The sequence below is a fragment of the Candidatus Pelagibacter sp. PS_16 genome, assembly GCF_059417965.1.
Window position 1 is genome coordinate 65,346 of the sequence record NZ_CM182074.1, and the last position, 16,561, is coordinate 81,906.

Genomic DNA, 16,561 nt, shown 5'->3' on the forward strand with positions numbered 1-16,561 from the left:
TCATGAAAAAATTGGAAGTCTTTGGGGCAGCAAAGCTCAAGGGACAAATTAGAATTTCAGGTTCTAAAAATGCATCCCTTCCTATTTTAGCTGCAACATTATTATCAAATAAAAAGATATCTTTAGCAAACCTCCCAAGGGTAAAAGATATTGAAACAATGATACTTTTATTAAAGTCATTAGGTTCAATTATTGAAGATAATAAAAAAGAATTGATTATCAAAAATACCAAGCAAACAAAAACTTTTGCAGCTTATAGTTTGGTTAAAACTATGAGAGCAGGAATATTAGTTTTAGGACCATTACTTGCTAAATTTGGTAAAGCAAAAGTTTCATTACCTGGCGGCTGCGCAATAGGGACAAGACCTGTTGATATTCATTTACAAGCTCTATCAAAACTTGGAGTTAAATATAAAATTATCCAAGGTTATGTGCATGCTAATGCACCCAAAGGATTAATAGGAGCAAATATAAAATTTCCTAAAGTTTCAGTTGGTGCTACAGAAAATTTAATTATAGCCGCATGTTTAGCTAAAGGAAAAACAACTTTATCAAATTGTGCGATTGAACCTGAGATTAAAGATTTAGTTAATTTTTTAATTAATATGGGGTGTAATATTAAGTGGACTGCAAAGAGAACGGTTAGAATTGAAGGAGTGAACAATCTTAAAGAATTAGATTACTCAGTAATGCCGGATAGAATAGAGGCTGGAACTTATTTAATAGCTGCAGCATTAACTGAAGGAAATTTAAAAATTACTGGAATTGATCCTAAGATAATAAGTACAGAAATTAATATCTTAAAAAAAGTAGGATCAAAAATTACTTTAAAAAAAAATGAAATCCTTATTCAAGGAAGTAAAAAGATTAAAAATATAAATATTAAAACATCTCCTTATCCAGGGTTTCCAACAGATTTGCAGGCACAAATGATGGTATTATTATGTAAGGCTAATAAAAGATCTCATATTAAAGAAGAAATATTTGAAAATAGGTTTATGCACGTTGCAGAGCTTAATAGAATGGGAGCTAAAATTTCTATTAATGGAAATCAAGCAAGCATACAAGGAAATATCAAATTTGAAGCAGCAGAATTAATGGCCACAGATTTAAGAGCCTCTGTATCTTTAATTCTTGCAGCTCTTGCAGCTAAAGGAAAATCAGTAATTAATAGAATATATCACCTTGATAGGGGCTATGAAGATATAGAGAAGAAATTAAAAAAAGTAGGGGCTAAAATTAAGAGAATTAATTAATGGATAAAAAATATTTATCAAAAATTATAGCTACAGATAATGAGGGATTACAAGTAATCTCAGCATGTTGCTCTGGAGCTGAAGTTAAAGTTAATGAAATTAAGTATCTTCAGAAAAACAAAGTTTTTCTATTATCATTAAAAAGATCTAAAGTAGAAACGGAAGAACAAGATAAAAAAATTACTAGTATTTGCAAATTTGAATTTGTAGATAGAGTTAAATCTAAAAATATTAAACAAAACGACCCTGAGGAAAAATTAGAGTTAATTGGGATGGATTATTTAAAAAATAATGACAATTATGAGATAAACTTAATGTTTACAAACAATGCATATATTACATTATCGACAGAAATAATTGAAGTAACTTTAGATGACCAAAACAAAGCTGATTAATGATTAAGATATTAGATAGTAAAAATAAAAACTTTGACAAAACTTTAGACGCATTACTGTCTAAACGAAAAAATAGAGTCCAACTTAATTCAGTTTCAGTTATTAAAATTATTAAAGATGTTAAGAAAAATGGAGATAAAGCTATTTTAAAGTATGAAAAGAGATTTAATAAAAATAGTATTATTGCCCCAAGCATAAAACAAATTAATAGAGCTATTCAGTCTTTAGATCCAAAAGTTAAAAAGGCAATCGATCTTGCTTATGATAGAATTTATAAATTCCATTCATTACAAAAATTTAAAAACATTTCTTATACAGACAAACTAAAAAATAAATTAGAGTATAAATACGTACCTATTGAATCAGTTGCAATTTATGTACCTGGTTCAACAGCTTCATATCCTTCCAGTGTTTTAATGAATGCAGTACCTGCAATTGTTGCTGGAGTGAAAAGACTAGTTATGGTTAATCCAGGTCAAAAAGGTAAACAAAATCCTGCGGTATTATATGCTGCTAAAAAATGTAAGATTAAAGAGATTTATTCAATTGGAGGACCATCTGCTATTGCAGCTGTTGCATATGGTACTAAGAAAATCAAAAAAGTTGACAAAATTATTGGCCCTGGAAATTCTTATGTAGCTGCAGCAAAAAAAGAAGTATTTGGAGATGTTGGAATTGAAGGAATGATTGCAGGTCCTTCTGAAGTGACAATTGTTTGTGATAAGTTTTCAAATCCTGAATGGATAGCGAGCGATCTAATAGGTCAAGCAGAACACGATAACCTTGCTCAATGTATTTTAATTTCAAAAGACAAATCAATTATTAAAAAAGTTAATTATGAAATTATCAATCAATTAAAAGAATTGCCTAGAGCAGTGATTGCAAAAAATAGTCTACTTAATAATGGAATTTTAATTCATATGCCGTTTGACCAAAAAATTATTAACACAGTAAATAAAATTGCTCCTGAGCACTTAGAGCTTAATACTAAGAACTATAAAAAGGTAGTGAGTAAGATTAAAAATGCAGGATCTATCTGTTTAGGAAAATATGCTGTAATGGCAATGACAGATTATAATGTTGGCTCTAACCATGTATTGCCAACCAATTCCTCAGCAAGATATTCAAGTGGAGTTAGTGTTAATGAATTTTATAAAAGAATTTCATATATAAACCTATCAAAAAAAGGGATTGAAACCCTTGGTCCATCAGTTATAACACTTGCAAACTACGAGGGTTTAGTGGGACACGCTAAGTCGGTAGAAAAAAGAATTAGGAGAAAATAAATTTGTCAAAACAAGAAATGCTGTCGTTCTCAGGAATTGTTGAGGATTTATTACCAAATGCAATGTTTAGAGTAAAATTAGAAAACGGCCATATTGTTACAGCTCATGCTGCAGGCAAATTGCGTAAGAACAGAATTAGAGTACTTCAAGGTGATAAGGTTCAAGTTGAAATGACACCTTACGATTTGACCAAAGGTCGTATCACTTTTAGAGGTTAATAAGGGGCCCTGTAGCTCAGTTGGTAGAGCATCGGATTGAAAATCCGTGTGTCACTGGTTCGAGTCCAGTTGGGGCCACCACCACCTCCCTTTAAAAATCCAAAAAATTATTGAAAAAATAAAAAAAATAAAATAATTTTTTATATAAATAATAAAAGGATAAGTAAAAATGAGCACACTAAAAGGAACAGTAAAGTGGTTTAACGGTAAAAAAGGTTTTGGCTTTATTGAAAGAGAAGATAAAGAAAAAGATGCATTCGTTCACGCATCAGCAGTAAAAACTGCAGGTATGCGTTTTTTAAACGAAGGTGATAAACTAGAATTTGAGATGGAGGATGGCCCGAAAGGCCCTTCAGCTGTAAATTTAAAAAAAATAGACTAGTTCTTAAACTTCAAAAATCTAAAAGGGCGTTTAATCCTTAAAAATAAGGTTAACGTCCTTTTATATTTAGGTGTTGAAAATTATTCTTAATTGTCTAAAAGACTGATCATGACTATGAATATTACATACAGAGAGACTTCAAGAAGTACTCACAGACTTTGTTTCCATAGCCTTTAGGCTATTTATTTATAATATAATTTTAAATCCACACAAAAATAATATAAACACAAGGAATGCCTGGGTGGTGTAACGGTTAGCACGAAAGTTTGTGGAACTTTAAGTTTGAGTTCGATTCTCAGCCCGGGTACCAAAAAGATGAATAAAGAAAATAAACTAATTCCTGGGTTACCCTCAGGATTTGAAGATCGATGGGGCAAAAAATTAATTCTCAAGAAAAAGTTAATTAATATTATTGAAGCTAATTTTGTAAAATTTGGTTTTGGTGCTCTTGAAACGCCTTCATTTGAAATTTCAGAGAACATAGGATCATTTCTTGCAGATGATGATAGTAATCCTATGTCTGACGTATTCTCATTCAAAGATGGGGAGAAAAATATTACACTTAGATATGATTTATCAAGTCCATTAGCTAGATTTGTTGCTCAAAATAATCAGGAATTACCCTTACCTTATAAAAGATATCAAATGGGTGATGTATGGAGAAACGAAAAAGCAGGCAATGCTCGCTATAGAAGCTTTTTACAATGTGATGCAGATATCGTTGGTAACGTTAATCCAGCTCAAGCCAATGCCGAACTTTGTAATTTAATTGCAAGTACACTTCTTGCCTGTGGTTTAAAAAAAGATCAGTTCGTTATTAACATTAGTAATAGAAAAATTGTTCAAGGTTTAATTGAAGACCTTAAAATATCCGATGATAAGAAGATAAAGGTTATGAGAGCAATAGATAAATTAGATAAGCCTGGCTTTGGTTTAAGAGGAGTTGAAGATTTATTAAAAGAAGAAAGAGTAGATGCAAGTGGAGCTGTTACAAAGGGTGCTAACTTAAAAGATGATCAAGCTTCACAAATAATTAACTTCCTGAAAGTAAAAGATTTAGAAGAATTAAAAGAAAATTTAAAAAACCCTTTATCCCAAGAAGGAATTAAAGAACTAGAAGAATTAGTAGAAATAGTAAGTTATGGAGATTATTTAGATCAAATAAAGACAAACTTTACAATTGTTAGAGGTCTTGCTTATTATGACGGATTTTGTGTTGAAACAAATTTAAATTTTAAGACAACAAATAACAAAGGCAAAGAAGTTGATATAGGAAGTATTTGTTCAGGTGGACAATATAATAAATTAATTTCAAGATTTAAGGGAGTTGATATTCCTGGAACTGGAATGAGTATTGGTGTTGACCGATTATTATTCGCTATGATGCAACTTGATCAAATTGAAGTTGATGAGAAAAAACCAGTCATTATTTGTGTAATGGATGAAAAGTATTTAAAAAATTATTATGAAATTTTAAAAGTTTTAAGAGACAATAATATTAACTCTGAAATATTTTTAGATAGTAAAAAAAATCTAGGCAAACAATTAACATATGCTAATAAAAAACAATGCCCGATAGCTGTTATTTGTGGTGAAAATGAATTTAAAGATAATACGATTACTTTAAAAAACCTTTTAGGAGTTAAAGGTGAAAATAATCAGTTAACGTTCCCAAAAGAAAATTTAATTAATGAAATCAAAAAATTTATCTGAAAAAATTCTTAGATCTGTTAAGTCTAAAGGGTTTAAATATATTGATTTACCTTCAGTAATTGAGGCCAATCATATCGTTCAACGATCTGGGGAAAATTTTAGAAAGTTTATTTTTTCATTTACTGATCAAAATGGTAGTGAGCTTTGTCTAAGACCAGATCTTACAATAGCATCATGTTTAAGATACCTAGAAAACAATCTTAAAGGAAAAGAGAAAATATTTTATAGCGGTCAGGCTTATAGAAAATCAAATAATAAAAAAGATTCTATTATTAGAGATCAAGTTGGCTTTGAGATCATCGGTTCTAAAGATGAAAAAAAAGATGATAAAGAAATTATTAATACAGCCCTAAAATCTTTATCTAATTTACAATATTCATCAGGGACTTTAAAAATTGGTAATGTTGAGATTTTCAATTTATTAATTTCAAAATTAGATATCCCAAAAAGATGGAAGTTAAGGCTTTCAAGACACTTTTGGAGAGAAGTATACTTCAATGATTTATTAAAAAGGTTAGAGACAAACTCTGATGTGGACCCAACAATTGTTGAGGTTGATAAAAAGAGATATCAAAAAATGCTAAAAGATAAACAGCAAACAGTAGTTGCTGGACGATCAATTGAAGAGATTTTAAAGAGATTTGATAACAAGATTAAAGATCCAAGAAGAGCTAGTAGAGGTAAAAAAGTTTCAAAAATTATTAAAGAGTTTTTAAAAATTAACTGTCCAATAGGACATGCTGCTAAAAACCTTAATATTTTTTTTAAAAAAAATAAAATTAATTTAGTTGTGGATCAAAAATATTTCCCAACTTCATTAAATAAAATTCAAAAATTAAATGTAGAGTTCTCAGCGTCTTTTGGGCGTCAATTAGAATATTATACAGGTATGGTCTTTAAAATTGATATTAAATCTAAATCTAAAAATATTAACATCATTAACGGTGGACGTTACGACAATCTAATTTCAGACCTTGGATCAAAAAAACAAGTTCCAGCAGTAGGAGCTGCTTTAAATTTAAATTACTAATGATAAAAAATATTATTAATATCGGTATTCCAAGTAAAGGTAGATTGAGAGCTGATATCTTAAAGATATTTAAAAAAAATAAACTAAATTTAATCTCAGAAAGAGGTGAAAGAGATTTATTAGGATCTATTAAAAACTTGAAAAATGTTAAAGTATTATATCTTCATGCAAGAGAGATAGTTGAAAGACTTGGAGATGGCTCTTTAGATCTTGGCTTTTCTGGATTTGATTTATTAAAAGAAAGTGAAGTAAATATTAAAAAAAAGATAAGTGTTGTTAAGAATTACGGTTTTGGTAAAGCAACACTGGTTGTGGCCATCCCAGATCCTTGGATTGATGTTCAAACGGTTGCTGATTTAGAAGAAATTGCTTTTGAATTTAAAGATAAAAAGAAAAAAAGATTAAGAGTGGCAACGAAATATCCCAATTTAACAAGGGAGTTTTTGTTTTCAAAAGGAGTTACTCAATTTAAATTAGTTAGTAGTTTAGGTGCAACTGAAGCGTATCCTTTTACAGAGTCATCTGAAATTATAACTGATATTACTTCGTCTGGTGAAACTCTAAGAGCAAATAATCTTCGAATTCTTAAAGATGGTGAAATTTTAAAGTCAGAAGCCTGCATGATGGCTTCAAAATCTTCTTTAAAAAATGGTTTGGTTAAAAAACTAGTTAAGTTACTTTCGAAGTAAAGTATCTTTTACGTAAATTAAAATAATCCTAATAATATCAAGGTTTCTAAGTACTGCATAAGCTGCAACAATAGCTCCTATGATAAGTAGTATTTTTAGTATTAAGATTAATTCCATAAAGACAGTTTTAAATAATTACATATATAAATCAAATTTTTACTATAAAATATCTCCTAGAATCATGGACATAATTTTATTAACCGTATTAGTCTTGTTATTAGGAGTTGCTTTAACAATCCTTTATCTAAACTTAAGATCTAAGGCAAAAGATGATAGTGAAAATAAGGAAGCTGAAGAGATGGCCAATTTAAAGACAGAAATTACTTCATTAAAAGATACTTTAAATACTACTATTAATACTTCACTTGGTTCAATGTCGACTTCATTTAACAATTTATCAACGGGGGTAACTAAAGATATGACAGAGGCCCTAACAAAAGTTGATGAAAAAGTTGGAAATTTTAATCAACAAGTTCAAATATTAAATAGAAGCCAAGAAGGTATAACAAAAATTTTAGCTGGAGTTAAAAAATATGGAACTCTTGCAGAGTTTTCATTAGATGCTCTAATCAAAGACTTATTACCTGCCTCTCAATTCATGACTAACGTTAAGATGAAAGAAGATACAGGTGAAAATGTTGAATTTGCAATCAAACTTCAGGGTGATGTAATGGTGCCTGTAGACTCGCATTTTCCAGTAGAAAAATTTAAAGCAATTACTGATGGCTATGATGCTGATGATAAAAAAGCTGTTGCAGATGCAAGAGCAAAATTAGCTACTGCATTTAAAGCAAAAGCTAAAAGTGTTAATGAAAAATATATTGTTCCACCAAAAACTACAGACTTTGCAATAGTTTATGCACCAACTGAAAGTTTATACAAAGAATTAACTGAATACCAAGATCCAACTACTAAAGAATTATTAACTCAAGAATTAATGAAAAAACATAAAGTTGTAATCTGTGGTCCAAATACTCTTTCTGCTTATTTGCAATCATTACACATGGGCTTTCAATCTTTAAAAGTTCAAAAAGGTGCAACAGAAATCTACGATCATCTAAAAACAATTAGCTCAAGATTTGGAAAACATTTTGAAAATATAGTTGCTCTTAGAAAAAAATTAGAAGAAGCAATGATTGTTGTTGATAAGTTTGGAACAGATGCAAGATCGATTAGCAGAAGCCTAGAAAATATTAAAGATCCTGAACGAGTTGATAAAGCCGTTCAAACAGAAAATGTAGAAAAATTTGTTGACCATTCAAAACAAGTAAAAAATTAATTTCTTTTTTTCTTCAATACCGCTTATAACAAACTATATGCAGTGGAATAATAAATTTACTTATCCAAAATCTATGAGATCAATGGTGAGTGGTTCAAGGATGTATGCTGTAAATCAAGAAAAGCTTCCTTCAGTAACTTCCATATTACAAGCAACACAAAGTGAAGAAAAAAAAGCATCCCTTGCAAATTGGAAGGCAAGAGTGGGAGCTGCTGAAGCAAATAGAATTAAAAATGATGCTTCAAGTAGAGGCACATCAATGCACTCTCATTTAGAAAAATATTTATTAGGTCAATTAAATTTAGAGTTATTAGAAGAAGAGGCTAGCAAATCTAAAAAAATGGCAGACGAAATTATCGAACAAGGTATTAAAGGAAAATTGTCAGAAATTTATGGTACTGAAGCAACATTGTATTATCCTGGAAAATACGCAGGTACATGTGATGCAGTTGGTGTGTATGAAGGGCAAGAAACTATCATTGATTTTAAACAATCCAATAAACCAAAAAAAGAAGAGTGGATTGAGGACTATTATCTTCAATTAGGGGCATATTCATTAGCTCATAACGTTGTCCATAATTCAAAAATAACCCAAGGAATTGTTTTACTTTGCACTGTAGATAATTTATTCCAAGACTTTAGAATTCAAGGTGAAAAACTAGAAGAATACCAAAACAAGTTTTTAGAAAAAGTAGAACAATATTATCATCAACGGAATATGAACTAATATGAATTTAGCAATATGGGACATTGAATCTAGTAGTGCCAATACTTCATGGGGAAGTATTATTGAAGTAGGTGGTATTTTAGTTGACCCAAATTTTAAAGAATTAGATCGTTTTAATTTTAGATGTAGATTACCAGAAGGAGAAGTTCCTCAAGCAATGGCTTTGATAGTTAACAAGACTAGTGTTGATTTATTAACTAAAGGAAATTTAAGTCATTACCAAATGTTATCTCAGTTAGAAGCAACATTTAAAAAATGGAGCCCAGCAATATTCATGGGTTGGTCAAACATTGGCTTTGATGATGAGATGATAAGAAACGAATTCTTTAGAGGAATTAGATATCCTTATATCACCAATGCAACCCCTAACAAAAGACATGATGGTTTAAACATTGCAAGAGGTGCCCATGCAGTTGATGAGAGTGTTATAAAAACTGAAACAAATGCAAAAGGTAATGCGGTCATGAAACTAGAGTCGTTAGCTAGAATGAATGGCTTTGAATCAAGTGGAGCTCACTCAGCTTTATTTGATGCAGAACTAACCGTTAAGGTTTTAGGATTAATTAAAAAAAATCAACCTCAGACTTGGGATACATTTTTAAGAACAGCAAACAAGAGTGATACTGAGACGATATTTAAAACTGAAAAAATGTTTACATTAGCAGAATATCATTTTGGTAAAAATTATAGATTTGTAGTTGCACCACTTCACCCAAAACATTGTATTCACCCAATCTATCAATGGGGTCAAGCTTTTGACCTTAAAATTGATCCTATTCCATTATTTGATATGTCAATTTCTGAACTTAAAAGTGCTATTAAAAAATTAAAGTTTTTAAGAACTATACGATCAAATAAAGCTCCTATAATTCTAGACGCAAGTTATGGACTACAAGTTGAACCATATAGTAATCTTGATCCTGATCTAATTAAAGAGCGTGCAAAATTAGTAAACAGTAATGAGAGATTTTCTCAAAATGTTTTAACAGCATTACGAGAAACAGCTGAAGAAAAAGCACAATTCGATTCACAAGTTGATTTACTGGCAGAAGAGACAATTTATAAAAAATTTACTCCTCAAAAAGATACAGCTTTATTTCCAAAATGGCATGCAGCTTCTTGGAAAGATAAATTAATATTATTAGATAAATTTGAAGACGAGAGAATGGTAAGCTTTGGAAAAAAGATAATATATCAAGAATCACCTGAGACACTTCCACCTGATATGTTTAAGACTATTAAGCGTGGAATAGCCGAAAGAATATTAAGTGATGAAAAAGAAAAATGGTGGACATGCAAAGAATTTTATTTTGAGTGTGATAATTTAAGAGATAGATATACAAACGAAAAAGATGAGAAAAAGCTGAAGTTTCTAGACGAAATTAATGAGTTCGTAGAAGGTATTCAAAAAAAATACGAACAAGCATAATAAGTCTCTGTTAATTAACTAAAAAAATCATTTTTTACATATTGAATAAATCTAATAAGAATTTATATATGAAGCATGCTTATTGATTTTAAAGACGAAGAATTTGAAACAAAAATTAAGAATGAAGATATCTCTGTAGTTCAATTTTCTGCAGAATGGTGTGCTCCGTGCAAGAGCCTTAAACCCATCATGGATAAGTTTTCAGATAGCTACAAAGATAAAGCAAACTTTTATTATGCTGACATAGAAAATGGTGGAATTAACACAGGTTCAGCTGCTGGTGTAAGAGGTGTACCAACTGTTATTGTTTACAAAAAAGGTGTTGAAGTAGACAGAAAAGTTGGTGGAGTTGCTGAGAGTCAAATGAAAGAATTTCTAGATAAGAATATCTAGTTTAAGTTTAAAACTTCTCCCGCAAGATACAAAGATCCTGTAATTAAAATAATATCATTTTCTTGAAGATCAATTGAGCTAATTGCTTCCTCAATAGAATTTTTATAATTAATATTTTCAAAATTTTTAATTTTCCCTTTAAGTTCACTTCCCTTAATAGCATTGGGTTGATTTGGAATGTCAATTGTTGTTAATGATTTAATATCTTTAAAGTAACTCATATATTCATTGTGGTCTTTGTTGGCCATCATTCCTAAAATAATATGTTTGTTACAATTTAGACTTTGAAGATATTCATTTAATACCTTTGCACCAAGTGGATTATGAGATCCATCAACAAATAATAAATTATTACTAGTTAAATCTTTTAATTTTCCAGATTTTAACTCTTGTAGTCGTGCAGTACTTTCTATTTTAGTAATACCACTCTTAATATGTTCATCAGTTATTTTATATTCTGTTAATTGTCTAGCAGTTGCAATTGCCGTAGAGACATTTTCTAATTGAAATTCTCCAGGCAAATTAGGTTTTGGAAGTTTAAGAGCACCAAATTCATCTTCAAAATAAAAAAAATCATTTTCTTTTAATGTAAAATTATAATTTTTATTAAAGATTATTTTTTTAGAAGTATTGTCTTTAATTGTATTTTCAATACTTTTGCTTATTTCATTTGAACTTTGTTTTGCAACTACGATTTTAGAGTTTAACAAAGTGGATGTTTTCTCAAATATTATTTTTTCAACTGTTTGCTCTTCTTTTGGAAGCCAGTCTAAGTGATCCAGACCAATAGCTGTTACAATACTAGCTAAGTTTTTTTTTAAAATATTGGTTGCATCAAATCTATGAAATAGACCTGACTCAATTAAGTTAATGTTTTCAGGGTATTTCTTTGCATAATGAAAATATGCAACCGTTAAAATTTCAAAGAAAGTGATTTGTGTTTGATTATTAGCTTCTTCTATTTCAGAAAAAAGATTGGCTAATTCATCATCTGTTAGAGGCTTATTGTCAAAAACAAATCTCTCATTAATTTTTTGAATGTGGGGACTGGTATAAATATTACATTTATAATCAGCCTCTTTTAAAATTGCATAAAGTGCCTGGATAGTTGAAAATTTTCCGTTTGTGCCAACAATAGAAATACAACTGATTTGATCTTGAGGATTGCCTAATTTTTCTAAAAGATTTTTAGTTCGATCTAGACTTAGATCAATCTCTTTAGGATGCAGCTTTTGTAAGCGCTCTACTATCTTCTGAAGTTTCATTTTCTGATGAATTTATAGCAGAATTTTTCTTTAACAATATTGATAATAATGAACCAATTTTTTCTCTTAGGTCTTTTCTCTCTACAATTAAATCTACAAAGCCAGTTTTTTCTACATACTCACTTCTTTGAAAGCCCTCTGGTAACTCTTCTCTTACAGTGCCTTGAATTACTCTAGCTCCTGCAAAAGCTATAAGCGCTCCTGGTTCTGCTAGGTGTAGATCACCTAACATTGCATATGATGCTGTAATACCACCAGCGGTTGGATCAGTTAGAACAACAATATAGGGTAAATTATTTTTCTTTAGTTCGTTAATTGCGAGTGTCGTTCTTGTCATTTGGCTTAAAGATATGAGACTTTCCATCATTCTCATTCCACCACCAGAAGTAAATACTATAAAAGGTTGCTCATTTTCTATTGCATGTTGAATTCCGTATAAAAAAGCCTCACCTTCTGCAGCACCAATTGAGCCACCTACAAAATCAAAATCAGATGCAATTGCTGTGATTTTTAAATTTAGAATATTAGTATTAACAACCATCATTCCACAATCCATGCCAGTTTTTTTTCTAGCAGCTTTTAATCTATCTTTATAAGGTTTTGCATCATTCCAATTTAAAGGGTCATCTTGAGGAATTGGAGTTTTTAAAACTTCATAATTATTTTTGCCAAATATAATGTCAAATCTCTGACGTGGGCTTATTCTGTGGTGTTTGTTACAAGATGGGCAAACCCATAAGTTTTCTTCTAAATCTTTTTTTAAGATTGGCCCCTTACAACATGAGGTCCAGTCACTATTAGCTATCTCTGTTTTGGTTGCACGTGCTTTAATGATGGTTTTAATCTTTTCACCAAATCTTAAAGTTTTTTTAATCCAATTCATGCTATTTTTTTTCTTAACTTTAACACAATATTAGTTACATTTGTGACAGGATTTTGGCGTTTTTTAATAGAATTTGATATTTCTTTACATAAAGCACTGCCAACCACTAATCCATCAGCCTTTCTTAAAGATGCTATGGTTTTTTCAGTGATCCCAAAGCCTATTACAATATTCTTATTCTTGTTAAGTTTTTTAATTTTACTGTAACGCTCTAAAATTTTTTTAGGTGAAACCTTTAGCTTGCCACCAGTTGTTGAGAGCATACTGATATAATAGACCATATCATGTGAGTCTCTTATAATTTTTTTCATTCTGTCCAGAGATGTAGTAGGAGATACTAATTGAATAAAACTAATATCTTTTTTCTTACATTTTTTTGCAAATTCTTTATTTTCTGGATAAGGAAGGTCAACAACAATTAATCCATCTACTCCTACTTTTTTACAAATATTTATAAAGTTATTATCTCCATATTGATAAATCATATTATAATAACCCATCAATATTACGGGTTTTGATTGTTTTGATTTTTTAAAATTTTTAACTATTGAAAAAACATCTTTAATTTTAATACCATTTTTCAAAGCTCTATAAGCGCTTGATTGAATCTGTCCACCATCTGCAATTGGAGTGTTATGAGGAAATCCTATTTCGCAAATGTCAGCATATTTTGCAATTGATTTTAATATCTCAAGAGACTTCTTTTTAGTATTATCTCCAGCTACCGTGTAAGTTAGTAATGCAGGTCTCTTTTCAGTTTTTACTTTTTTAAATGCTAAGTTGATTAATGACATCTTAGTTAATTTTTCCCAATCTTTCTTTTAAAATATCACGATCCTTTTTGGCATCACCACAAGAATTAACAATAATGATAGTATCTTTATTTAATTTTGGAGCAATTTTTATAGCTTCAGCAAAAGCATGACTAGGTTCAAGACTTGGGTTTATTTTTTCAAGTTTTGTAACTAGTTTGTATGCATTTAAAGCTGCCTCATCAGTTGCAGATGTATATCTTGCTCTTTTAGTATCTTTTAAGAAGCAGTGAATAGGGGATACCCCAGGATAATCTAATCCAGCAGAAATAGAAGCGGTATCGTTAATTTGTCCTTCACTATTTTGACAAACATAAGCTGCAGCTCCATGCAATATTCCGAGTTTAGCTCCATTAGTTAGAGGTGCTGCATGTAGTTTTGAACTTTTTGGTCCACCAGCTTCAACACCAATTAATTCAATCTGCTTTTTGTCATAATCAATAAACTCACTCCAAAACCCATAAGCTGAACTTCCACCTCCAACACAATTAATGAGTTTAATTCTTTTAGGCATCTTTTTAAATTCTGACTGAATTTGAACTTTTAATTCTCTTGAAATTTGAGCTGTACTCCAGCCACAAATTTTAACAAATATATTAGGGCCTACTGTTGATCCAACACACATATGGGTGTTATCGCAATTTGAAACCCAATAACGCATGCATTCACTGACAGCATCTACTAATGTTTGGCTTCCTGAATAAACGGGTACAACTTCTGCACCATTCTTTTTCATTGCATCTACATTAGGCTTTTGTCTTTTAATATCCTTTGCACCCATGAATATTTTGCATTTAAGGCCAAATTTTTTAGCAGCCATACTCAGCATCTTTCCAGCATAACCTGCGCCCGTATCACCAACGACATATTTTTTCCCTGCTTTTTTAGCAATAAGGCAATGAACTGTTGCATTATAAATTTTATGAGCTCCTCCGTTCGCCTCTGACACCATTTTGGCATATATTTGAGCTCCACTTAAGTGATCTGATAGGTTTTGAAGTTTAACAAATGAAGTAGGAGAGCCTATATAATTCTTGAAATAATAGTCTCTTTCTTTAAGAAATTTCTTATCGTATCTAAGTTTTTCAAAAAGTTCAGTTAAATCTTCAATAGGCTTTTTTAAAGTTTCAGGTATAAAATTACCACCAAATTTACCACCCCAAAATCCATTTTTGTTGTGCTGATCGATTAAAGGAATCTTTTTTTTAAGTTTCATTGTTAATTAATTTAATTTTATTTAAAAAAGTATTTATTTTTGAAATATCTTTTAATCCAGATGTTTCTAGACCTCCAGAAATATCTATAATGTCTGCTATTTCTTTATAATTTTCAAGGTTATCTTCAATTTGAATATTCCCAGCAAGCATCAATTCTTTATTAATTTTAATATTTTTAATCAATTGATGATCAAAGGACATGCTTTTTTCATAACCTTTACTGTCGAATAATATTATATCTGCAAGTTCATTATATTCTAAATATTTAACTGTGTCATTTTGATCTTTTACAGTTATCGCAACAATAATTTTTTTATTATATTTTTCTTTAAGTGATTTAACTTCAGTAGGTGTACAATCATAAAGTTGATAATAATCGAATGGTAAATCCTTTATTTTTTCTAATATATCTTCATTAGGTTTAACTAATACAGCAACATATTCTGATTTTTTTTTATCAACTTTTAATAGCTTTTTAAGCTTGTCATGTTCAACAAATCTTTTTGATTTAGGCCAATTACAAATAAACCCTATCATCTTAGGTGGAGTAGGATGGGAAGTTAAAAATTCCAAAGTTTTAGAGTCGGAGATCCCACAAATCTTGCAGGGTTGGATCATTGATTTAAGTGATTAATTAATCTTTTAATGTTGTTTTTGATATTACCCTTTATTAATGACCTTCCCATTACAATACCAGAAACTTTATTTTTAAAAGCATCATTAGGAGTCATTACTCTAGATTGATCATTTGCATCATCTCCAGGTAGCCTTATTCCTGGCGTAACAATAAATAAATTTTTGTATTTTTTCCTAACTATTTTTGCTTCTTGTGCAGAACACACAATTCCAGCTGCACCTGATTTTTTTATAAGACCAGCTTGTTTTAATACTAACTGCTCTACGGTCTTGGTGTGACCAATTTCTTCAAGAGATTTTTTGTTAAGGCTTGTTAAAATTGTAACTCCTAATATTTTTAAATTTTTGTTAATTGATTTAGCTTTTTTTGTAATAGCTTTAAGCATTTCAAGTCCACCGCTTACATGAACTGTAATATATTTACATTTCTTTAAATCTTTTAAACTATCCATTGCAGATAAAGCAGTTTGTGGAATATCATTTATTTTTAAATCTAAGAAATAATCTCTCTTAAAATTTTGAAGAAAAGCTCTCCCACTTTTTGAATAAAAGAACTGTAAGCCAAATTTTGGAATTATTTGAAGTTTATTAGTTTTCGTATCGCTAATTATTTTTTTTATTTCTTTTAAGCTTGATGTATCACAAGCAACAAAGATATTTTTATTCATCATTGTTTAATTTTTTAAACATTTCCTTAGACATTTTAAAGTGAATTGTTTTTTTTTCAGGCGTATTCACTTTCTCTCCTGTTTTGGGATTTCTTGATATTCTTGCCTTTTGAATATTAGTAGAGAACATTCCAAAACCTCTTAATTCAACACGATCTCCTCGTTTAAGGGCCTGCTTTATTTCAGTAAGAATAATATCAGTAAACTTTTCTAGGTCTTTTTTTAAAAAATTTGGGTAGTTATTAGCGAGTTGTTTTAGAAGCTTTGATTTTACAATAGCCAA

The 16,561-nt window shown here is 30.0% G+C and carries 19 protein-coding genes and 2 tRNA genes; 14 read left to right on the forward strand and 7 right to left on the reverse strand.

Annotated features, from left to right (window positions below; genetic code table 11):
* Window positions 1-2 precede the first annotated feature (2 nt).
* The 14 genes from murA (at window position 3) to AC5SL0_RS00400 (ending at window position 10,797) form a co-directional block, all read left to right on the forward strand.
* Window positions 3-1,256, forward strand: a complete 1,254-nt coding sequence (murA, locus tag AC5SL0_RS00335) for a UDP-N-acetylglucosamine 1-carboxyvinyltransferase (RefSeq protein ID WP_494618299.1) — start codon at window positions 3-5, stop codon at window positions 1,254-1,256.
* Window positions 1,256-1,651: a DUF2948 family protein gene (locus AC5SL0_RS00340; RefSeq protein ID WP_006997429.1), complete on the forward strand. Its 396-nt coding sequence runs from the start codon at window positions 1,256-1,258 to the stop codon at window positions 1,649-1,651. Before murA ends, AC5SL0_RS00340 begins: the two co-directional genes overlap by 1 nt.
* Window positions 1,651-2,937: a histidinol dehydrogenase gene (gene hisD, locus AC5SL0_RS00345; RefSeq protein WP_494618301.1), complete on the forward strand. Its 1,287-nt coding sequence runs from the start codon at window positions 1,651-1,653 to the stop codon at window positions 2,935-2,937. Before AC5SL0_RS00340 ends, hisD begins: the two co-directional genes overlap by 1 nt.
* A gap of 2 nt (window positions 2,938-2,939) precedes the next feature.
* Window positions 2,940-3,155 carry a translation initiation factor IF-1 gene (infA, locus tag AC5SL0_RS00350; protein ID WP_006997427.1) on the forward strand — a complete coding sequence of 72 codons (216 nt, stop codon included), beginning with the start codon at window positions 2,940-2,942 and terminating at the stop codon, window positions 3,153-3,155.
* Between the two features lie 5 nt (window positions 3,156-3,160).
* A tRNA-Phe gene (locus AC5SL0_RS00355) sits at window positions 3,161-3,236 on the forward strand.
* Between the two features lie 88 nt (window positions 3,237-3,324).
* On the forward strand, window positions 3,325-3,537 hold the full coding sequence (locus AC5SL0_RS00360; protein WP_006997426.1) for a cold-shock protein: 213 nt from the start codon (window positions 3,325-3,327) through the stop codon (window positions 3,535-3,537).
* Window positions 3,538-3,772: 235 nt separating this feature from the next.
* Window positions 3,773-3,847 (forward strand) — tRNA-His (locus AC5SL0_RS00365).
* 5 nt (window positions 3,848-3,852) lie between these two features.
* A complete protein-coding gene (gene hisS, locus AC5SL0_RS00370; RefSeq protein WP_494618302.1) occupies window positions 3,853-5,250 on the forward strand; it encodes a histidine--tRNA ligase in 1,398 nt (465 codons plus the stop codon).
* On the forward strand, window positions 5,228-6,280 hold the full coding sequence (locus AC5SL0_RS00375; protein ID WP_494618304.1) for an ATP phosphoribosyltransferase regulatory subunit: 1,053 nt from the start codon (window positions 5,228-5,230) through the stop codon (window positions 6,278-6,280). Before hisS ends, AC5SL0_RS00375 begins: the two co-directional genes overlap by 23 nt.
* A complete protein-coding gene (hisG, locus tag AC5SL0_RS00380) occupies window positions 6,280-6,969 on the forward strand; it encodes an ATP phosphoribosyltransferase (RefSeq protein ID WP_494618306.1) in 690 nt (229 codons plus the stop codon). Before AC5SL0_RS00375 ends, hisG begins: the two co-directional genes overlap by 1 nt.
* A gap of 181 nt (window positions 6,970-7,150) precedes the next feature.
* Window positions 7,151-8,248, forward strand: a complete 1,098-nt coding sequence (locus tag AC5SL0_RS00385) for a DNA recombination protein RmuC (protein ID WP_494618308.1) — start codon at window positions 7,151-7,153, stop codon at window positions 8,246-8,248.
* 37 nt (window positions 8,249-8,285) lie between these two features.
* Window positions 8,286-8,975, forward strand: a complete 690-nt coding sequence (locus tag AC5SL0_RS00390) for a hypothetical protein (protein ID WP_027306781.1) — start codon at window positions 8,286-8,288, stop codon at window positions 8,973-8,975.
* 1 nt (window position 8,976) lies between these two features.
* Complete coding sequence (locus AC5SL0_RS00395; RefSeq protein ID WP_006997420.1) at window positions 8,977-10,404, forward strand: exonuclease domain-containing protein; 1,428 nt, start codon at window positions 8,977-8,979, stop codon at window positions 10,402-10,404.
* 75 nt (window positions 10,405-10,479) lie between these two features.
* Complete coding sequence (locus tag AC5SL0_RS00400; RefSeq protein ID WP_011281744.1) at window positions 10,480-10,797, forward strand: thioredoxin family protein; 318 nt, start codon at window positions 10,480-10,482, stop codon at window positions 10,795-10,797.
* On the opposite strand, the gene AC5SL0_RS00405 is transcribed toward AC5SL0_RS00400, so the two are convergent.
* The 7 genes from AC5SL0_RS00405 to AC5SL0_RS00435 are packed head-to-tail and all read right to left on the reverse strand — an operon-like array spanning window position 10,794 to window position 16,561.
* Window positions 10,794-12,062: a bifunctional folylpolyglutamate synthase/dihydrofolate synthase gene (locus AC5SL0_RS00405; protein ID WP_494618310.1), complete on the reverse strand. Its 1,269-nt coding sequence runs from the start codon at window positions 12,060-12,062 to the stop codon at window positions 10,794-10,796. The genes AC5SL0_RS00400 and AC5SL0_RS00405 overlap by 4 nt on opposite strands.
* Window positions 12,016-12,945 carry an acetyl-CoA carboxylase carboxyltransferase subunit beta gene (locus tag AC5SL0_RS00410; protein WP_271564467.1) on the reverse strand — a complete coding sequence of 310 codons (930 nt, stop codon included), beginning with the start codon at window positions 12,943-12,945 and terminating at the stop codon, window positions 12,016-12,018. The genes AC5SL0_RS00405 and AC5SL0_RS00410 overlap by 47 nt, the downstream gene beginning before the upstream one ends.
* On the reverse strand, window positions 12,942-13,739 hold the full coding sequence (gene trpA, locus AC5SL0_RS00415) for a tryptophan synthase subunit alpha (protein ID WP_271626123.1): 798 nt from the start codon (window positions 13,737-13,739) through the stop codon (window positions 12,942-12,944). The genes AC5SL0_RS00410 and trpA overlap by 4 nt, the downstream gene beginning before the upstream one ends.
* 1 nt (window position 13,740) lies before the next feature.
* A complete protein-coding gene (gene trpB, locus AC5SL0_RS00420) occupies window positions 13,741-14,973 on the reverse strand; it encodes a tryptophan synthase subunit beta (protein WP_271626124.1) in 1,233 nt (410 codons plus the stop codon).
* A complete protein-coding gene (locus AC5SL0_RS00425; protein WP_271626125.1) occupies window positions 14,963-15,592 on the reverse strand; it encodes a phosphoribosylanthranilate isomerase in 630 nt (209 codons plus the stop codon). The genes trpB and AC5SL0_RS00425 overlap by 11 nt, the downstream gene beginning before the upstream one ends.
* The gene (gene pyrF, locus AC5SL0_RS00430; protein ID WP_320412856.1) at window positions 15,589-16,281 is read right to left on the reverse strand and encodes an orotidine-5'-phosphate decarboxylase; all 693 of its coding nucleotides are present in this window, start codon (window positions 16,279-16,281) and stop codon (window positions 15,589-15,591) included. Before pyrF ends, AC5SL0_RS00425 begins: the two co-directional genes overlap by 4 nt.
* The gene (locus AC5SL0_RS00435) at window positions 16,271-16,561 is read right to left on the reverse strand and encodes an HU family DNA-binding protein (RefSeq protein WP_006997412.1); all 291 of its coding nucleotides are present in this window, start codon (window positions 16,559-16,561) and stop codon (window positions 16,271-16,273) included. Before AC5SL0_RS00435 ends, pyrF begins: the two co-directional genes overlap by 11 nt.